At 29.5% G+C, this 16,712-nt stretch carries 15 protein-coding genes; 11 read left to right on the top strand and 4 right to left on the bottom strand.

Annotation, left to right across the window (positions count from 1 at the left end):
• Positions 1 to 61: 61 nt before the first annotated feature.
• Positions 62 to 2,608, top strand: a complete 2,547-nt coding sequence (mprF, locus tag ACWI69_RS07990) for a bifunctional lysylphosphatidylglycerol flippase/synthetase MprF (protein WP_448821315.1) — start codon at positions 62 to 64, stop codon at positions 2,606 to 2,608.
• Between the two features lie 20 nt (positions 2,609 to 2,628).
• Positions 2,629 to 3,042: a rhodanese-like domain-containing protein gene (locus ACWI69_RS07995; RefSeq protein WP_448821316.1), complete on the top strand. Its 414-nt coding sequence runs from the start codon at positions 2,629 to 2,631 to the stop codon at positions 3,040 to 3,042.
• A 49-nt stretch (positions 3,043 to 3,091) separates the two neighbouring features.
• Here the strand turns inward: ACWI69_RS07995 and ACWI69_RS08000 are convergent, their stop codons facing one another.
• Positions 3,092 to 4,441, bottom strand: a complete 1,350-nt coding sequence (locus tag ACWI69_RS08000; protein ID WP_448821317.1) for a sugar porter family MFS transporter — start codon at positions 4,439 to 4,441, stop codon at positions 3,092 to 3,094.
• A gap of 1 nt (position 4,442) precedes the next feature.
• Positions 4,443 to 5,051, bottom strand: a complete 609-nt coding sequence (locus ACWI69_RS08005) for an NADPH-dependent F420 reductase (protein ID WP_448821318.1) — start codon at positions 5,049 to 5,051, stop codon at positions 4,443 to 4,445.
• 230 nt (positions 5,052 to 5,281) lie between these two features.
• On the opposite strand from ACWI69_RS08005, the gene ACWI69_RS08010 reads away from it, so the two are divergent.
• Complete coding sequence (locus tag ACWI69_RS08010) at positions 5,282 to 6,061, top strand: glucose 1-dehydrogenase (RefSeq protein WP_448821319.1); 780 nt, start codon at positions 5,282 to 5,284, stop codon at positions 6,059 to 6,061.
• Positions 6,062 to 6,085: 24 nt separating this feature from the next.
• The gene (locus ACWI69_RS08015; RefSeq protein WP_448821320.1) at positions 6,086 to 6,412 is read left to right on the top strand and encodes a DUF1622 domain-containing protein; all 327 of its coding nucleotides are present in this window, start codon (positions 6,086 to 6,088) and stop codon (positions 6,410 to 6,412) included.
• 49 nt (positions 6,413 to 6,461) lie between these two features.
• On the opposite strand, the gene ACWI69_RS08020 is transcribed toward ACWI69_RS08015, so the two are convergent.
• Positions 6,462 to 7,223: a hypothetical protein gene (locus ACWI69_RS08020; protein ID WP_448821321.1), complete on the bottom strand. Its 762-nt coding sequence runs from the start codon at positions 7,221 to 7,223 to the stop codon at positions 6,462 to 6,464.
• A 109-nt stretch (positions 7,224 to 7,332) separates the two neighbouring features.
• Between ACWI69_RS08020 and ACWI69_RS08025 the strand changes: the two genes are divergently transcribed.
• The 5 genes from ACWI69_RS08025 to ACWI69_RS08045 all read left to right on the top strand — a co-directional run bounded on the left by ACWI69_RS08025 (position 7,333) and on the right by ACWI69_RS08045 (position 12,427).
• A complete protein-coding gene (locus ACWI69_RS08025) occupies positions 7,333 to 7,596 on the top strand; it encodes a hypothetical protein (RefSeq protein ID WP_448821322.1) in 264 nt (87 codons plus the stop codon).
• 80 nt (positions 7,597 to 7,676) lie between these two features.
• Positions 7,677 to 9,026 carry an MATE family efflux transporter gene (locus tag ACWI69_RS08030; protein WP_448821323.1) on the top strand — a complete coding sequence of 450 codons (1,350 nt, stop codon included), beginning with the start codon at positions 7,677 to 7,679 and terminating at the stop codon, positions 9,024 to 9,026.
• Between the two features lie 138 nt (positions 9,027 to 9,164).
• The gene (gene tyrP, locus ACWI69_RS08035; RefSeq protein WP_448821324.1) at positions 9,165 to 10,556 is read left to right on the top strand and encodes a tyrosine-tyramine antiporter; all 1,392 of its coding nucleotides are present in this window, start codon (positions 9,165 to 9,167) and stop codon (positions 10,554 to 10,556) included.
• A gap of 17 nt (positions 10,557 to 10,573) precedes the next feature.
• Entirely contained in the window at positions 10,574 to 11,302 is a 729-nt protein-coding gene (locus ACWI69_RS08040; protein WP_448821325.1) for a hypothetical protein, read from the top strand.
• A gap of 42 nt (positions 11,303 to 11,344) precedes the next feature.
• Positions 11,345 to 12,427 carry a pyridoxal-dependent decarboxylase gene (locus tag ACWI69_RS08045; protein ID WP_448821329.1) on the top strand — a complete coding sequence of 361 codons (1,083 nt, stop codon included), beginning with the start codon at positions 11,345 to 11,347 and terminating at the stop codon, positions 12,425 to 12,427.
• Positions 12,428 to 12,468: 41 nt separating this feature from the next.
• Here ACWI69_RS08045 and ACWI69_RS08050 read toward each other — a convergent pair whose 3' ends face one another.
• On the bottom strand, positions 12,469 to 13,782 hold the full coding sequence (locus tag ACWI69_RS08050) for a sodium-dependent transporter (RefSeq protein ID WP_448821326.1): 1,314 nt from the start codon (positions 13,780 to 13,782) through the stop codon (positions 12,469 to 12,471).
• Between the two features lie 348 nt (positions 13,783 to 14,130).
• On the opposite strand from ACWI69_RS08050, the gene ACWI69_RS08055 reads away from it, so the two are divergent.
• Both ACWI69_RS08055 and ACWI69_RS08060 read left to right on the top strand, forming a co-directional pair.
• Positions 14,131 to 15,042 (top strand): GTP pyrophosphokinase, encoded by a 912-nt coding sequence (locus tag ACWI69_RS08055; protein ID WP_448821327.1) that lies wholly within the window; start codon positions 14,131 to 14,133, stop codon positions 15,040 to 15,042.
• Positions 15,043 to 15,070: 28 nt separating this feature from the next.
• Positions 15,071 to 16,516, top strand: coding sequence for a phosphate--AMP phosphotransferase (locus tag ACWI69_RS08060; RefSeq protein WP_448821328.1), 1,446 nt, complete (start codon positions 15,071 to 15,073; stop codon positions 16,514 to 16,516).
• Positions 16,517 to 16,712: the final 196 nt, after the last annotated feature.

Genomic DNA, 16,712 nt, shown 5'->3' on the forward strand with positions numbered 1-16,712 from the left:
ATAATCTAATTTTTTTTGTAAATCTATTTATAGTGATATTGAATTAACGAGGTGGGATAGTATGGATGATGCTTCAAAATTTAACAAGAAAAAAATTATTGAGTATTTTAAGATTTCAATTGAGTTAACCATTTTTTTGGTTGCTATATTTTTTATACACAAAGAATTAAAAAAATATGATCTTCACGATTTAAAAGCGTCAATTGAAGCTATTCCTTTTTGGGCAATAACTTTAATTATATTCTTTGTCTGCTTAGATTATTTTACCTTAACTTGCTTTGATATTTTAGCTTTCAAAAATGAAAACTATGATTTGCCGAAAAAAAATATAAGTTTTGTTTCTTTTGTCAGTTTCGCTTTTGCAAATTCAATTGGTCTTTCAGGATTAACAGCATCCGGACTTAGGTTGAATTTATACTCCATTCTAGGAGTTCCGTACAAAACTATTATGAACGTTGTCATCTTCTGTTATACAACTTTTTGGCTAGGATTGCTTTGGATAGGTGGTATTTTTTTAACGCTTCTTCCCGTTTCTTTAGCTGACATAAAGTTACCCATAAAATTACCTATAGATACAACTGTTCCAATAGGTATTGTTCTTCTGATTGGGGCTATTATTTTCACAATAATCATTGTAAAAAAACACAAAAGTACCAAAGTAATTTTAATAAATAGAATTATCGTAGCTTTATCTGACTGGGTTTCTTTAAGTTTTGTACTATATTTTGCATTACCTCCTCACAATAAAATTGGTTTTTTTCATTTTTTAGCCATTTTTATCATTGCACAAATTTTAGGGTTTTTAAGCAATGTTCCTGGGGGAATTGGAGTTTTTGATTTAATCTTTTTAACTCTATTAGGAGGTGTTTATCCTTCAAATAAAATTATTGGAGCCCTTTTAATATATAGAATAGCTTATTTCTTTATACCTTTACTTGTAGCCTTCACAATTTTTACAATCTATCATCTTTTCATTAGAAAAGATAACAGTAAAATTACAGAGATTGAAAATATTATTTTTTCTCAATTTCCCAATTTTTTAAGTATAATTATCTCACTTTCTGGAATTATTCTTATTTTTTCAGGATTTTTCCCATTTGAATCTAATTTAATAACAAAAGTAGAGATTGTATTTCCATTTTTAAACTTAGAAACTTCTCATTTTATAGGAGCCTCTATTGGAACTACTCTATTATTTTTAGCTTATTATATTCAAAAAAGATTTGAACCAGCCTACTTTTTCTCTATAATATTTTTAGGATGCTCTATCGCTTTATCTATAATTAAAGAATTTAATCTATTATTTATAATTTTTTTATCTCTAAGTTTTATAGGCACAATTCCTACTAAAAAATATTTTTACAGAAAAAGTGATTTTTTCTCCGAAAAGCTTCCCATAAAAAAGTTCTTTACTATAATGCTAATTATTTTAATAGGTATCTACTTAGGAATTTTTTCATACAAAGAAACTGAATTTTTTTCAAAAATATCTTGGAAATTTTCAAACACTCTTTTAGGAATTTTCTTTGCCTTTGCCATATTAATTATTCTAAATGTCATTACGGAAAAGAAAAATTCTTATACAAAAAATAACAACAGTAACCTTCTTAAAACAAATATCCCTTCTACAGAAAAAAATTTAATACACTGTATTAGTCTTTCTAATACAACTGATGCATACCTATCTCTTCTAGGAGATAAAGAAATAATCTTTGATGATAGTGAAAACTCTTTCATCATGTTTGGAAAAAGTGGCCATTCTTTTATTGCCATGGGAGACCCTATTGGAGATAATAAAACTTTTGGTAGTTGTATTTGGAAATTTTATAACCACTGTAAAATCAATAAAAAAGAGACAGTTTTTTATGAAATTAGCAAAAATTATCTAAATTACTATTTAGATATAGGACTTAGTTTTTTAAAAATTGGTGAATTTGCTCAAGTTTATTTAGAAAATTTCACCTTAGATAATAGTGATGCTAAAGCTCTAAAACACACATTTAACCGAGTTGAAAAAGAGGGGTATTCCTTTGAAGTTATTTCTGTAGAGGAAGTTCCTAAAATTTTAGACGATTTAAAAAATGTCTCAGATGAATGGTTACAAGCTAAAAATACTAAGGAAAAGGGATTCTCTTTAGGAAAATTTACAAAAGAATATCTTTTTAATTTTCCTGTAGGAGTTATAAAAAAAGATAATAAAATTCTAGCTTTCGGAAATATTTTGGAAACCAATAATAAAGAGGAAATCTCGCTTGATTTGATCAGATATAGAAATGAAGCTATTCATGGAACTATGGATTACTTTTTTATCTGTGTCATAAACTATGGAAAGAAAAATGGATTCAAAAAATTTAACTTAGGAATGGCACCTTTAGCAGGAATTGAGAATAATACCGCTTCTTTTTGGAATAAAATAGAGTGTGCTGTTTTTTCTCATGGTGAACATTTCTACAACTTTAAGGGACTTCGTAACTTTAAAGATAAATTTAATCCTCAGTGGGAGGCGAAATATATAGCTTATTCGGGACCTTTTAATTTGCCAAATATCTTAAAAAATGTTACTCTTTTAATATCAGGAGGTATTCGAGGTCTTGTTTCTAAAAAATAAAAATAATTTGAGGAGGTTTTATGAAAAAAATAATTTTATCTATGTTATTGCTACTTTTGGGTTTAAGCACTCTATCCTTTGCTAGTACTCCATCTTACAATGATATTGAAGGTCACTACGAAACTGTTTCTCTCTCTGAAGTCATGGATATTCTAAATAAAAATAGAGGTATTCTTTTAGATGTTCGAAATAATAATGAGATTGAAAAAACTGGGTTGGTAAGGGGCTCTAAGCACATACCTCTTCCAGAATTAGAAAAACGCTTATCAGAGCTTAATAAAAATGATACATATATCACTTTTTGTGTCAGTGGAAAGCGTTCCAAAACAGCTGCAGAAATTTTAAAGAAAAATGGATTCAAAAACGTTTATAACTCCAAAGATGGTATAAGCACTTGGCCTTATAAAGATATGATTGAACCTGTAAAAAAATAATCAAAATAAAAAATCTGAGTCCGTTTCAAATAAGCTCAGATTTTTTTTATTATTTTATGCTCTTCCATTTCTCTCCTATTTCTTCCAAAGTTTTCCCCTTCGTTTCAGGAATAAAAGGAATAAAAAATAGTGAAATCATACTTACCATAAAAAATATAAAAAATGGAAATGATTCACTCTTTAAATTCATTACTGGATAAATCTGTGTCAATAATATATCAAATATATAATTTATAATATTGAATAGTGTTACTCCAAAAGATCTAATTGAATTTGGTGTAATTTCTGATATGTACACTGTAAGAACTGTTCCAAATGCCACCGTATAAGTTAAATTATATATGTACACTGAATATATCTCATAGATTCCACGTTCCTTATAAAAAAGTGCATAAGTTAAATAACCCAAAGAAATTGTCATCATCAAAGTTCCATAAAATAACAATTTTTTTCTCCCATATTTATCAATCAGAAATAAAACGATAACTGATCCCAAAATCTCATATACTCCCATTGTAACACTTTGTGAATACCCTGACGTATTAATTAATGAAACCTCTTGAAAAATCTCTGGTGCATAATAAATTACTGGATTAATTCCTGAAAACTGCCTAAAAATTGCTGAAATGATGATTAACAAAAGAAGAATTATCGTACCTTTATTTATTTTTTTTAAATTTATTTTATCTGTTATTTCCGTATTAGTTTTAGCTGTACTTAAATCTTGTAAAACTTTTTCTACTCTATCCTCTGATAATACTTTTTTTAAACTTTCTTTAGCTTCCCCCTCAAATCCTTTTAGGTATAACCACCTAGGACTTTCAGGTATTTTTAAGAAAAGCATAAATATGATTATTCCTTGAAAAACTTCCAATGAAAATAAAATTCTCCATGAATTGTTTAATATAAATTTATCTTCTAGATAATTAGTAACTGTATATGCTAACCAAAAACCAATAACTAACCCTAAAGGCATAAATAATTGATTTATTGTCCCATTTCTTCCTCGTGTCTCAATTGGTGATATTTCAATTACATATATGGCCCCCACTAAAAATACACTCCCTAATCCAAGACCCATAATTAATCTTCCAAACATAAACATCTCTATATTTGGAGAAAATATAGTTATAAAACCACCCATTAAAAATACTAATAAACTATAGATAATTGTTCTTTTTCTTCCAATTTTTTCAGAAAAATATCCTGCACAAAGTCCTCCCACCAAACCACCTATTAAAACAATAGTTACCAATATTCCTATCATCTGCTTATTTATCTTAAAAGTGTCTGCTAAAATTTCCACACTACTGGAGATAACTGCTGAATCAAAATCATAAATATATCCAAAAGAAGCAGTTAATATTGCAATGTAAGTTACATATTTTTCTTTACTCATTTTATCTTATCCAAGTCAATCCATTTTCAAAAGACTTTCCTTGTCTCCTGACCATCTCTATCCAAATCATTGCAAGAGGTTCCAAATATCTAGAAAAATGTATATCTCCAACTAACATAGGGTCAAACCCCATTTCAAAAAGGAGCTCTTCAACTTTTTTATTAGCATTTTTATTATTTCCTGCTAATAACATTGTAAGTTTTTTCTCATTTACACATGGATTGACTAATTTTTCTACTCCCAATGTATTTAGTGTTTTTACTATATGAGAATCTTTTAAAATCTCTTGTATCACTTCTCCATTAGAAGTATATCTTCCACGAGTTAGGATATAATCCTCACCAATTGGATTTGTTAAATCAATAAAAATTTTTCCTTCAGGATTTTTTATATCCATCACAGCTTTTTCCACTTTATTTCCCGGTACAGCTATAATTATAATCTCATTATCCTTTGCTATATTTTTCCCATCAATATACTCTATAAAATGTTTCTTTTCAATCTCTTTTTTAGAATCTTTTACTCCTATTTGGACTGGATGACCTAATTTATGAAAAACTTCCGCCAATGCGTTCCCTACAACTCCATTTCCTAATATTCCTATATTCATATATTATCCTCCTTAACTCAACTTATTAATATTTTTTCGAAATAAATTTTTAAATCCTTTAATTTTTAATAATAAAAAGACCCTCTATGCAAAATTATAAAATATTCTTTGATTTTTACAACATTTCAGTTTAAAATAGGTCAAAGTGATTCAACGTTTATCAAATAAAAAAGGGAGGTGAATAGCCGTTACTATATAATTTTATAAATATTTAATAACGGCATTTTGTTATGTTTAAAATTGAAAATCACTATGATTTAAAAGGGATGGTCGCCGTTATAACTGGTGCTGGTGCTGGAATTGGTAAAGCTTCTGCTCTAATGTTAGCTAGAGCTGGTGCTAATATTGTATGTGCTGATTTAAATAAAGTTGATGCCGATAACACCGCCATTGGAGCTAGAGGTGAAGGAGTTAAAGCATTTGGAATAGAATGTGATGTAACTTCTATTAAAAACTTGGAGGAACTTGTCAAAGCTACTATTAAAGAATTTGGTAAAGTAAATATTTTAATTAACAATGCTGGTGGAGGTGGAGGTGGAAGAGAAAAATTTTTAGAGTTAACACCTGAATATCTACAGAAAATATATAACCTTAATGTTTTCAGCATTTTTAATCTTTCTAGACTTTGTGCCCCTCACATGATTGCTAGTGAATATGGAGCAATCGTTAATATTAGCTCTATGGCTAGCTTAATGCAAAGTCACAATATGAGCGTTTATGGTAGCTCCAAAGCTGCAGTCAATCAACTTACTAAGTATATGGCTGTTGATTTGGGTCCGATTATTAGAGTCAATGCCATTGCACCGGGTGCAATTAAAACTCATGCACTTGCAACTGTTTTAACACCGAGTTTAGAAGAAATTATGTTGAAAAAAACTCCAATGAAAGTTTTGGGAGAAGTTGATGATATAGCTATGGCCGTTCTTTTTTTGGCATCACCTTTATCTAAATGGATAACTGGACAAATTCTTCCTATTAATGGCGGAGGAGAACAAGATTTAGAAGGATAACTTTTATCAATGGGGGTAAATTTCATGCTTACTTTTGAACACTATTTTATGGATTTTTTTAAAATTTTACTACACTGGTTAGCTTTCTTTTTTACAGCTTTATCTATCGGAGTAATTTGTTTTGGTTTTTTTAAAAGTATCAAAATTCTTTTTACAAACAAAGAAAATCTCAATTTTAATAAAATAATGCGAGAAACTTTTGATAAATATATCTTAGTAGGTCTTCAATTTCTAATTATCGCTGATATTGTCGACACCATTATTTTAAGAGATTTTCAAAATATTATAATAGTACTTCTAATAGTTATTATTAGAACGATTATGAGCTGGGAGATAGAAAAACATAAATAAAAATGGTGTAGCTTAATAGTTACACCATTTTTTTAATAGTTTTGCAAGCTTATCCTATAAAAATAGAAGTATTTAAATTTTCTAAAAGATTAAGCCCGATTCTATTAGTTATTTTTTCAAAAAGAAAAGAACGACTTAAATTCCCCATAATAACCAGATTAAATTTCCCTAAAGCAAAGTAAAAATCTTTTAAAGTATCGTCTTTGGAATTAAAATTTATAATATCTGCCGAAAAACCTTTGTTTTTTATAAGTTCAACCAAATAGTGTTTTTCATAATTACAATTCCATAAAAGTACTGGAATGTTATTTATATCCAAATTAGGAAAAAGGGTTAAAAAATTATAAACACTCTTATTAATTTTAATTCCATCATTAGAAGCTATTGAAATATTTTCAAAAGTTAAAGGCTTATTTCTTAAAATAATGACTGGTCTATAGGTAATTTTTAGCAATTCTAAAAATAAATCATTTAAATATGTACCTTGTTCTAACATAAGTAAATCAGAAGTTTTCAACAGTGTTTTGATTTCATCAACTCCCACTTCAGATTGTACCAAGAGTTCCGTTTCAATTTTATATTTTTTTAAAGCATTATGTATTTGTGTAATAAAATCATCTTCCATCTCATTTAAAATTTCAGCGGCACCACCTGAATTTAAAACAGTTTCACTAATTGGGATTCTGTAAGCTATATCTCGAATATATATTGGCACGATATCAAAACCAAAATGAGACTTTAAATAGATATAACTTTTGAAAATAAGATCCAAATCATTGCCATTTTTTAATAGGATAACAACTTTTTTCATAACTAATAATCCTCCCGATAAAGATATTTATATCTATATGTTCTAGAAAAAAATAAAAATCCTTCAAACCTTTGTTGAAATAAAAGGAATGTTGTTTATTTTTTGTAAAATGACTATAATAATTTATGAGGTGATAAAAATGCTAAATTTCTTCAGCTTTAAAAGAATTCAAGGAATTTTTAAAAACATGACAAAAAATATAGAGTTAATTTTTGAACAGAGAGAAGGAAGAAATGAATTCTGTAAAATTTGTGGGAGAAAAGTTCCAAATAGCGATTTTTCAGAACAATTTCATGATGAAGATGAATTGAATAGTCGATGTTTATATTGCAATAAAAAATTTATAAAAGCAAGGAAGAGGGTTATGAAATAGCCCTCTTCAATTTTTGACTTTTATATAATTTTTGTGGTAAAATCTAGAAACTTTATGTTACTAAGGGGAGTGAACTTTTTATGATTAAGAGTGCATTTTTAAATCGTTCAAAAGAGATTATAAAATTGGCTATTCCCGCTGTTGGTGAAATGATACTTTATATGTTGATTTGGGTTTTTGATACACTCATGGTGGGAAAATATGGTGGACAAATTTCCGTTTCAGCTGTGGGATTTAGTTCCGAAATTATGTATACCTTTATCAATATTCTAATCGCAATGGGCTTATCTATATCTATAACCTCTCTTGTCGCTCGCTGCCTCGGAGCCAAAAAAAATAAAAAAGCTAAAGAAACTGCCAATCTAGGAATTAAAATAGGTGGAATTATAGCCTTTTTTGTCTTTTTGATATTTTTTATTTTTCCAAAAAATATATTGGGTTTAGCTGGAGCCAAAGGAGATGTACTAACTTTAGGATATAAATATATGCGAATCTGTTCTATTGGACTTTTCTTCAATATGGTTACAAACCTTTTAAATGGTGTTTTTCGTGGATGTAAAAACACTAAAACTCCTCTTTATGGAGCTGCCATTTTGAACATAGTGAATCTTTCTTTAGACTATACTCTTATATTTGGAAAATTTGGTTTTCCTAAATTAGGAGTCGAAGGTGCTGCTATAGCTACTGCAATTGGAAATGTGTGTGCCTTTTTATTTATCCTAAGCCAACTTAAAAAATTACCATTTGAAATTTCTTTAAAAGGTAAGATAAACTTGAATTACCTAAGAGAACTTGTTGACCTAGCTGTTCCGTCTGGATTACAGGAAGGAGCTTTCAGTATTGTAAGGCTCTTAAGTGTTATGATGGTTATGAAACTTGGAAGTTTAGCATTTTCTGCAAATCAAATCTCCGTTACTATTGAAAGTATCTCTTTCATGCCCGGATGGGGATTTGCTATATCAGCAGTTTCTTTAGTTGGACATAGTATTGGCGAGAAGGACTTAAAAGGAGCTAGAGAATATGCCAATACATCTTTACTTTTAGCCTGTACCGTCATGGGATTTTTTTCTTTAATATTTTTATTTTTCTCAAAGAATCTGGTTAGATTGTTTATAAAAAGTGATGAGATTGAAGTTATTGCTCTTGGAGCCGCCTGTCTTACAATTGGGGCTATTCAACAAATCCCAACAGCTATAGACATGGTACTTTCAGGCTCTCTTAAAGGAATGGGAGATACTAAGACTCCATTTAGGATAGTTTTATTTTGTAATTGGTGTATTAGATTACCTTTAATGTATTATTTCATCTATTTAAAAAGAATGCCCGTTACATATTTTTGGTGGATTACATCCTTGCAGTGGACGATTGAAGCAGCGATATTCATCAAAATCTATCGCGATAAATTCTATAGAAATTCTTTAAAAGATTAGTTATGGAGAGCACATCAAAAATTTGGTATGCTCTCTTTTATTTTTTACATTTTTAAATTATCAATATTTTTAAATTAAAGTAGGAATTTACTGTATTATTACGTATACTCAGTCAAATTTAAAATGAGGAGGCTTTGTATGAATAAAAAAATTACATTATTTCAACTAATTGCACTTAGTATTGCTTTTTATGGAAGTATTCGAAATATACCCACTGTTGCTAGTGTTGGATGGTATGGAATTTTTTATATGCTTGCCGCTGCTATATTCTTTGCCATTCCCATTTCCCTTGTAGCTGCTGAACTTGCAACAGGTTGGCCAGAGGAGGGAGGACCACAAGTTTGGGTAGAAGAAGCACTTGGCGAAAAATGGGCTTTTGTTACAGCTTGGCTACTATGGGTTCAAATGTTTTTTGGTATGGTAATGGTTTCAACAGCCTTTGCAGCAATGATTCCATATGTTATCAGTAGGCCACAACTTGCTAATAATAATATATTTATTGTAGTTACTGTTATCATTACATACTGGTTTATAACACTTTTAAACTTTAAAGCACAATTTGGTAAATGGATTAGTACTTGGGGAGCTGTGATAGGAATATATATCCCTGCTATTTTACTTATTACTCTAGGTCTTTGGTATTCTTTTAAAATAGGAAATGTTAATTTGGGACCTTTGAATTGGGAAACTGCTATTCCAAATCTCGATTCTTTGGATAAACTTTCATTTTTTGCTGGTGTTATTTTTATTTTTGCAGGTCTAGAAATTGCATCTGTTCACGCTAATGACATTGAAAATCCTAAACGAAACTATCCAATAGCTGTTTTTATAACAATATTTTTAATGGTTATATTTAATTTAATTGCTTCGTTAACAGAAGCTAATGCAATACCATCTAATGAGATTGATTTAGCAGTCATCACACAACCTTTTGAAATATATTTTAATGCACTAGGAATTCCGTGGGCAACGAATATTATTGCACTCATGATTGCTTTAGGAGTTTTCGCTCAATTAAACGCCTGGGTTTTAGGTCCATCCAAAGCAATGATTAAAGTTGCTGATGCAGGTCTGTTACCACCTATTTTTCAAAAAAGAAATAAAGATAATATCCCAGTCACATTTATTTTAATACAAGCTACGGTTATAACACTAGTTACTCTTTTATATATTATTGTTCCTGCTATTAATACAGGATTTATAATTATATTGATGTTGACAACTGTCCTTTACTGTATCGTATACATTTTTATTCTGATAGCAGAGGTTGTTTTAAGATACAAAAAGCCTGATGTCGTAAGATCAGTTCCTGTTCCAGGAGGTAAAATTGGAATGTGGATAACTGTTACTTTAGGTATGATTGGGGTCATATTAACAATTATAGTTAGTATTATTCCATCCAGTGATATTCCGGAAAATCTTCATACTGTATCTTTATTTGGACAAATTATTGGAGTTTTACTTTTATTCATAGCACCATTGATTATCTATAAATTAAAAAAAGAATCTTGGAAAAAACAAATTAAATAAGGAGTTGATGAATAACTATGCAAAACACTGGAGTAGATTTGAATGCACTTTTTTTAGGACCTAAATCAGAAAATGAAGATTTCTTTTTAAAAGAACTAGTTAGATTATTTGAGGAACATGCACAATGGAGAAAAAATTATCAACCCGGCGACGATGAAATTATAAAAATTTCTTTAAAAAATTCTGAGACCTTTATTAATACTTCAGAAAAGTGTGAAGAAGTTTTAAAAGAGCTGTCTAGACGTCTAAGAGTTGGAGCTACTCCGTGGCACTCACCAAGATATTTGGGACATATGAACTCTGAAACTTTAATGCCTGGATTATTAGGATACTTTGGTGCTATGCTTTATAATTTGAATAATGTTGCCTATGAATCTTCACAACCAACTTCTATCATGGAAAGCGAAGTAGGTGCAGATTTATGTAAATTACTAGGATTTGATCCAATTAAAGGTTGGGGACACATCTGTTGTGATGGTTCTATAGCCAACTTTGAAGGAATGTGGTATGCCAGAAACTTAAAATCACTACCATTAGCCATAAAACAAGTAGTTCCAGAACTTGTAGAAGGAAAAGATAATTGGGCTTTAATGAACATGTCTATTGAAGAGACTATAAATTTAATTGAAAATCATGAAAAAAAATGGGATATTTTAAAAGCGCATTCTGCAAGAGCTGTCTCTAAAGAATTACCTCATTTAGGTAAATGGATTGTTCCAGAAACAAAACATTATTCTTGGTTATAGGCCGCAGATGTATTAGGAATTGGTACAAATGATATTCTAACTATTGAACTTAATAATAATTATCGAATGAATGTAGATAAGCTGAAATTAGCTATCGATAATCTCATAGCTGAAGGAACTCCAATTTTAGGTGTTGTTGCAGTAGTAGGAACAACAGAAGAAGGGGCTATAGATTATGTTGATAAAATAGTAGCACTTAAAGATGAATATTCTAAAAATGGAATCAATTTTTATTTTCATATCGATGCTGCCTATGGAGGGTATGCCAGGTCAATTTTCTTAGATGAAGAATATAATTTTATTGAAAAAGCAGAATTGAAAAAAATATATAGAGAATATGGTATCTTTTATAATGAAAATATCAATTGGCCAAACGACGATATATATAACGCATTTAAAGCCATGAAGCATGCAGACAGTATAACGATTGATCCGCATAAAATGGGCTACATCCCTTACGCTACCGGTGGAATTGTAATTAAAGATAGAAGAATGAGAAATTCTATATCATATTTTGCCAGCTATGTATTTGAAAAAGGTGTAGAAATTCCAGCTTTACTCGGAGCGTTCATTATGGAAGGTTCTAAAGCTGGTGCCACTGCTGCTGCTGTTTGGAGTGCCCATAGAGTTTTACCATTAAATATAAGTGGTTATGGCAAACTAATGGGTGCTAGCATAGAAGGAGCATTTAATCTTTATAACTATTTAAAAACTAAAAAATCAATCAAAGTAAAAAATACAATTGTAAGAGTAGAGCCATTAACTTTACCAGATTTCAATATGGTTGACTTTATATTTAATGTCGAAGGAAATAAGTCTTTAGAATCTCTAAATAAATTAAATCAAACTCTTTATGATTTATCCTCAGTTATGACACCAAATATATATTCAAATAAATTTGTTACATCACATACAGATTTCAGCATAGAAGATTATGCAAATAGCCCATTGAATGTTCTACGAAGATTAGATATCCCTGATGAAGAATGGAGCAAAATTCGCAATTTAACTCTGTTGAGATCATGTGTGTTATCACCTTTTTTAAATAATCCAGAAACTTTTAAAATTTATATTGAAAAAATCGAAGAGTCTATCACAAAAAAATTAGCTCTTATCCTTGAATAACCAAAAGAAAAACCAAGAGCCTTCAGACTCTTGGTTTTCTATTATCCAATACCTCCATATAAAATTCCTAATACTAAGATTATCAATACTCCAGGCACAAATATATATTTTCCAATCTTTACAATATATTTTCCAATTTTATGTTTAGCCCCCAAATCAATTTCATACTCTATGGATTTTGCATCTATTCCATAAAAATAAAACCCTAAAATTATAATAGCTCCAAGTGGTATTAAATATATTGTCATTATATCAGCAAAAGTCCCAAATAGATTCATATCTAAATCTAATGGCAACCCAATTAAAAACAGGGTTCCTCCGACTACTATACTAGCTTTAATTCTAGAGATATTAAATTTTTCCATAGTTGCCTCTACAGGAACCTCTAATTGGTTTATTGCGGACGAGATAGCTGCAAATATCACGCTTAAAAAGAATATAATTCCCAAAACTTTCCCTCCTACCATATTGTTAAATACAGATGGAAGTGTTATAAATAATAAACTTGGTCCAGCTCCCGGTCCATATCCAAAAGCAAAAGCTGCAGGAATAATTATGAAGCCAGCCATTAATGCTGCTAATGTATCTAAAATACACGTTTGAATAACACTTGTAGATATATCTATCTTTTTATCCAAATAACTTCCATAAACTAAAAGTGCTGATCCACTCACTCCAACAGTAAAGAATGCCTGCCCTAAAGCCATGACCCAAGTTATTGGATTTGAAAGTTTATCCCAATCTGGTTTCAATAAAAATCTAACTCCCTCCATTGCTCCAGGAAGAGTTAAGGATTTTATCACAAGTCCAAAAAATATTGCAAACATAAGTGGCATCACAATCTTATTTATTTTCTCAATTCCTTTTATTACTCCCAAGGAGATTACTCCAACACTCAAAATAATAGCTATAAAATGCCAAAATATCGATTCTGTATTTCCAGTAAAGCTCATAAAATACTCTTCATAATTTAAGGTATTCATATCCACCGTTAAATATGTCACAAAATATTTTATTATCCATCCAAAAACTATTACATAAAATGTAAATATACCCGCTACAAAAACTATTGGAACAATTGGTAAAATTTTAGCAAAGGGAACTCCTTTTTTTTCCATGAGCTTTCCAACACCCAGTACCCCTTTCTTCATCATTCTTCCAAATGATATTTCCCCCACTAATCCAATATAAGCAAACAAAGCCATAAATATAAAGTATGGTATTAAAAACGCTGCACCTCCATAAGTACCCAGCTTCCAAGAGAAAAGCCAAATGTTTCCAAGTCCTATGGCTGCTCCTACACATGATAAAATAAATCCTATTTTGTTAGTAAACTTTTCTCTTTTTTTGTTCACGTCACTACACCTCCTAATTTTTATAAAAAAAATCCACAGATATATATCTGTGGAATAAATACTTTTATTTAATCTAACAGATACAATCTACTTTAGTTTTGACCAAGCTAAAATAAGTTTGTATCCTACACTATTAGGCTACAAACTAGTATGGCCACCACCAAAATAAAACTATCTCTGTCAAAGATGTATTAATTTTCAAAATATCTAATTGCTGTTTCATTTAATACACCTCCTTTAAAAACAAATATTTCGACTATTGTAGCATTATAAAATAAAAAAAACAAGGATTTTTTTATTTTTGTGATATAACTATATATGGATATTATTTTTTTAAGTGAGGTAACTATGGAAAAAATTAATTGTAATCAATTTCAACTATTAAACTACTATAAAAAAAATAGAGAGCTTTACCGTAAATTAGGAAAAAGATTAGAACGTTTTTTAAAACAGTCCTTTGAAAAAGAAAAAATTATCTATCATTCAATTACAAGTAGAGCTAAAACAAGAGAAAGTTTTCAAAAGAAAATAGAACGAAAAGGCTATATATGTATCGAAGAAGCCACTGATTTATGTGGTCTTCGAGTCATTACCTTTTTAGAAAGTGAAACCAAAATTGTTGAAAATTTTTTAAGACATACATTTATAATTGATGAAAGTAATAGTGTTGATAAAAGTGATACTTTAGGAGAAGATAAGGTTGGATATAAGTCAATTCATCTAGTTGCAACTCTACCAAAAACTCTTTCGGAACTTCCTGAATTTGAAAGATTTGAAGGGTTAAAGTTTGAAGTTCAAGTTAGAACAATATTACAGCATGCATGGGCTGAAGTTGAACATGATAAAAATTATAAATTCAGTGGGCAACTCCCAACAGATATAAAAAGACGATTTAAACTTTTAGCTGGTTTTTTAGAGATTGCAGACAGAGAATTTGAAAGTATATCAAAAGAGATTACAGAGTATGAAAGAAAAGTCGTAAATACAATTGAAGGAAATACTCTCCATGAAATCGAAATAAATTCGACATCATTACGAAAGTATCTAAATAAAAAATTTAATATAACATTTTCTCAAGGTATTAGTCCAAAAATTATAGCTCTTTTACATAGCAACAATATTAATACACTGGAAGATTTCTCTAAAATAGAAAATTTAAAAATTATGGAAAAATATTTTGGAAATGGGAGTAAAAAAGTTCCAGCACGCTATGACTTAATGATTAAAAATCTTTTAGACTCCAAAGAGAAACAATTGTAAGTAGTTGTTACAAAAAAAGGAGGTTTTTATGGGAATTTTAAGTAATGAAAGCTGTTTAAAAATGAAAGAAAAAGAGTATCATAAAGTTATTTTCCCTTTAAAGTTAAAACTTGCAGAGCTCCAAAGAACCAGTAAAGATAAAAAAATCCCTATTCTAATTATTTTCGAAGGACTTGAAGCCTCAGGTAAAGGTTCAGTTATAAACGAAATTTTGGTAACATTAGACCCTAGGAGCTATCGAGTTATTAGTCATAACCATCCTTTAGAAGAAAACACCCTTCCATTAAAACAATATTTAGAGGATATTCCTGGTAAAGGAGAACTTCATATTTTTGATAAATCTTGGTACGACCTCGCTTTTCAAGAAGAAGCTTATATTACTAGAAGGTGTAAAGAAATCAATAAAATTGAACGATCTCTTCTTCGAAGTGGAATGTTAATTATTAAATTTTTTCTTCATGTATCTAAAAAAATACAAAGAAAGAGATATTTTAAAGCTAAAAAAAATCCAGCAAAATCATGGAAAGTAACTCCGTATGCTTGGAAACAAAACTTTAATTACAAATCTATTATTAGAAACTGGGAAGATATCATAGAACGAACTAATAATTTTAATTGTGATTGGAACATTATCTCTTCAAATAGCCTGTATGGAGCAAAATCCGAGGTTTTTAGAATAATCGTTGAAAAAATAGAAAATTATTTAAATCAAAAAGAAATAAGACCTGATGATGTTTTACTTCCATATAAAAAACCCTATTCATTAGACAATCTTGATTTAAATAAAACTATTGATAAAAAAGAATACAAAAAAGAGCTAGTAAAATTACAAAACAAAATCTCAGATCTCCATCACGAACTATATACTAGACGTATTCCTGTTATAATAGCTTATGAAGGATGGGATGCTGCTGGAAAAGGTGGAAATATTAAAAGAGTTGTTGAAAAAATGGATCCTAGGGGTTATGATGTTATCCCCACTGCTGCTCCAAATGATGTCGAAAAAAATAAATATTATCTTTGGAGATTTTGGAAATCTTTTCCACGATATGGACATATAGCTATCTTTGATAGAACATGGTATGGCAGAGTACTTGTGGAAAGAGTTGAAAAATTTGCTACCAAATATGAATGGAAAAGAGCTTATCAAGAAATTGTAGATATGGAAACTCAATGGAGCAATAATGGCTCTATCATTATCAAATTTTGGCTACAAATTTCTAAAGATGAACAATTGAAAAGATTTAAAGAAAGAGAAAAAACTCCTTCTAAACAATGGAAAATAACTGAAGAAGACTGGAGAAATCGTGAAAAATGGAAAGAATATAAAGCAGCCATAGAAGAGATGATATCGAGAACTTCTACAAATTCTTGCCCATGGCATATAGTTCCAGCTAACGATAAGTATTATGCTAGAATTTTTGTTTTGAAAAAAATTATAGAAAAAATTGAAAAAAAATTATACAACATATAATTTATTACAGAGAAATATGAAAAAGGCGCCTAAGAAAAAATCTTGGCGCCAAATTAGAGAGTGTTTAAATCTTTGTGTAAACCTCAGTAATTTTTCTAGATTAATAGATTTAATATTTTTTACTTTTAATACTAATATTTTCTTTAGAATAATACGAATTTAACTCGGCGTCAGGGTTTTTCTTTTGACGCCTTTT

The sequence above is a fragment of the Cetobacterium sp. genome, assembly GCF_977044495.1.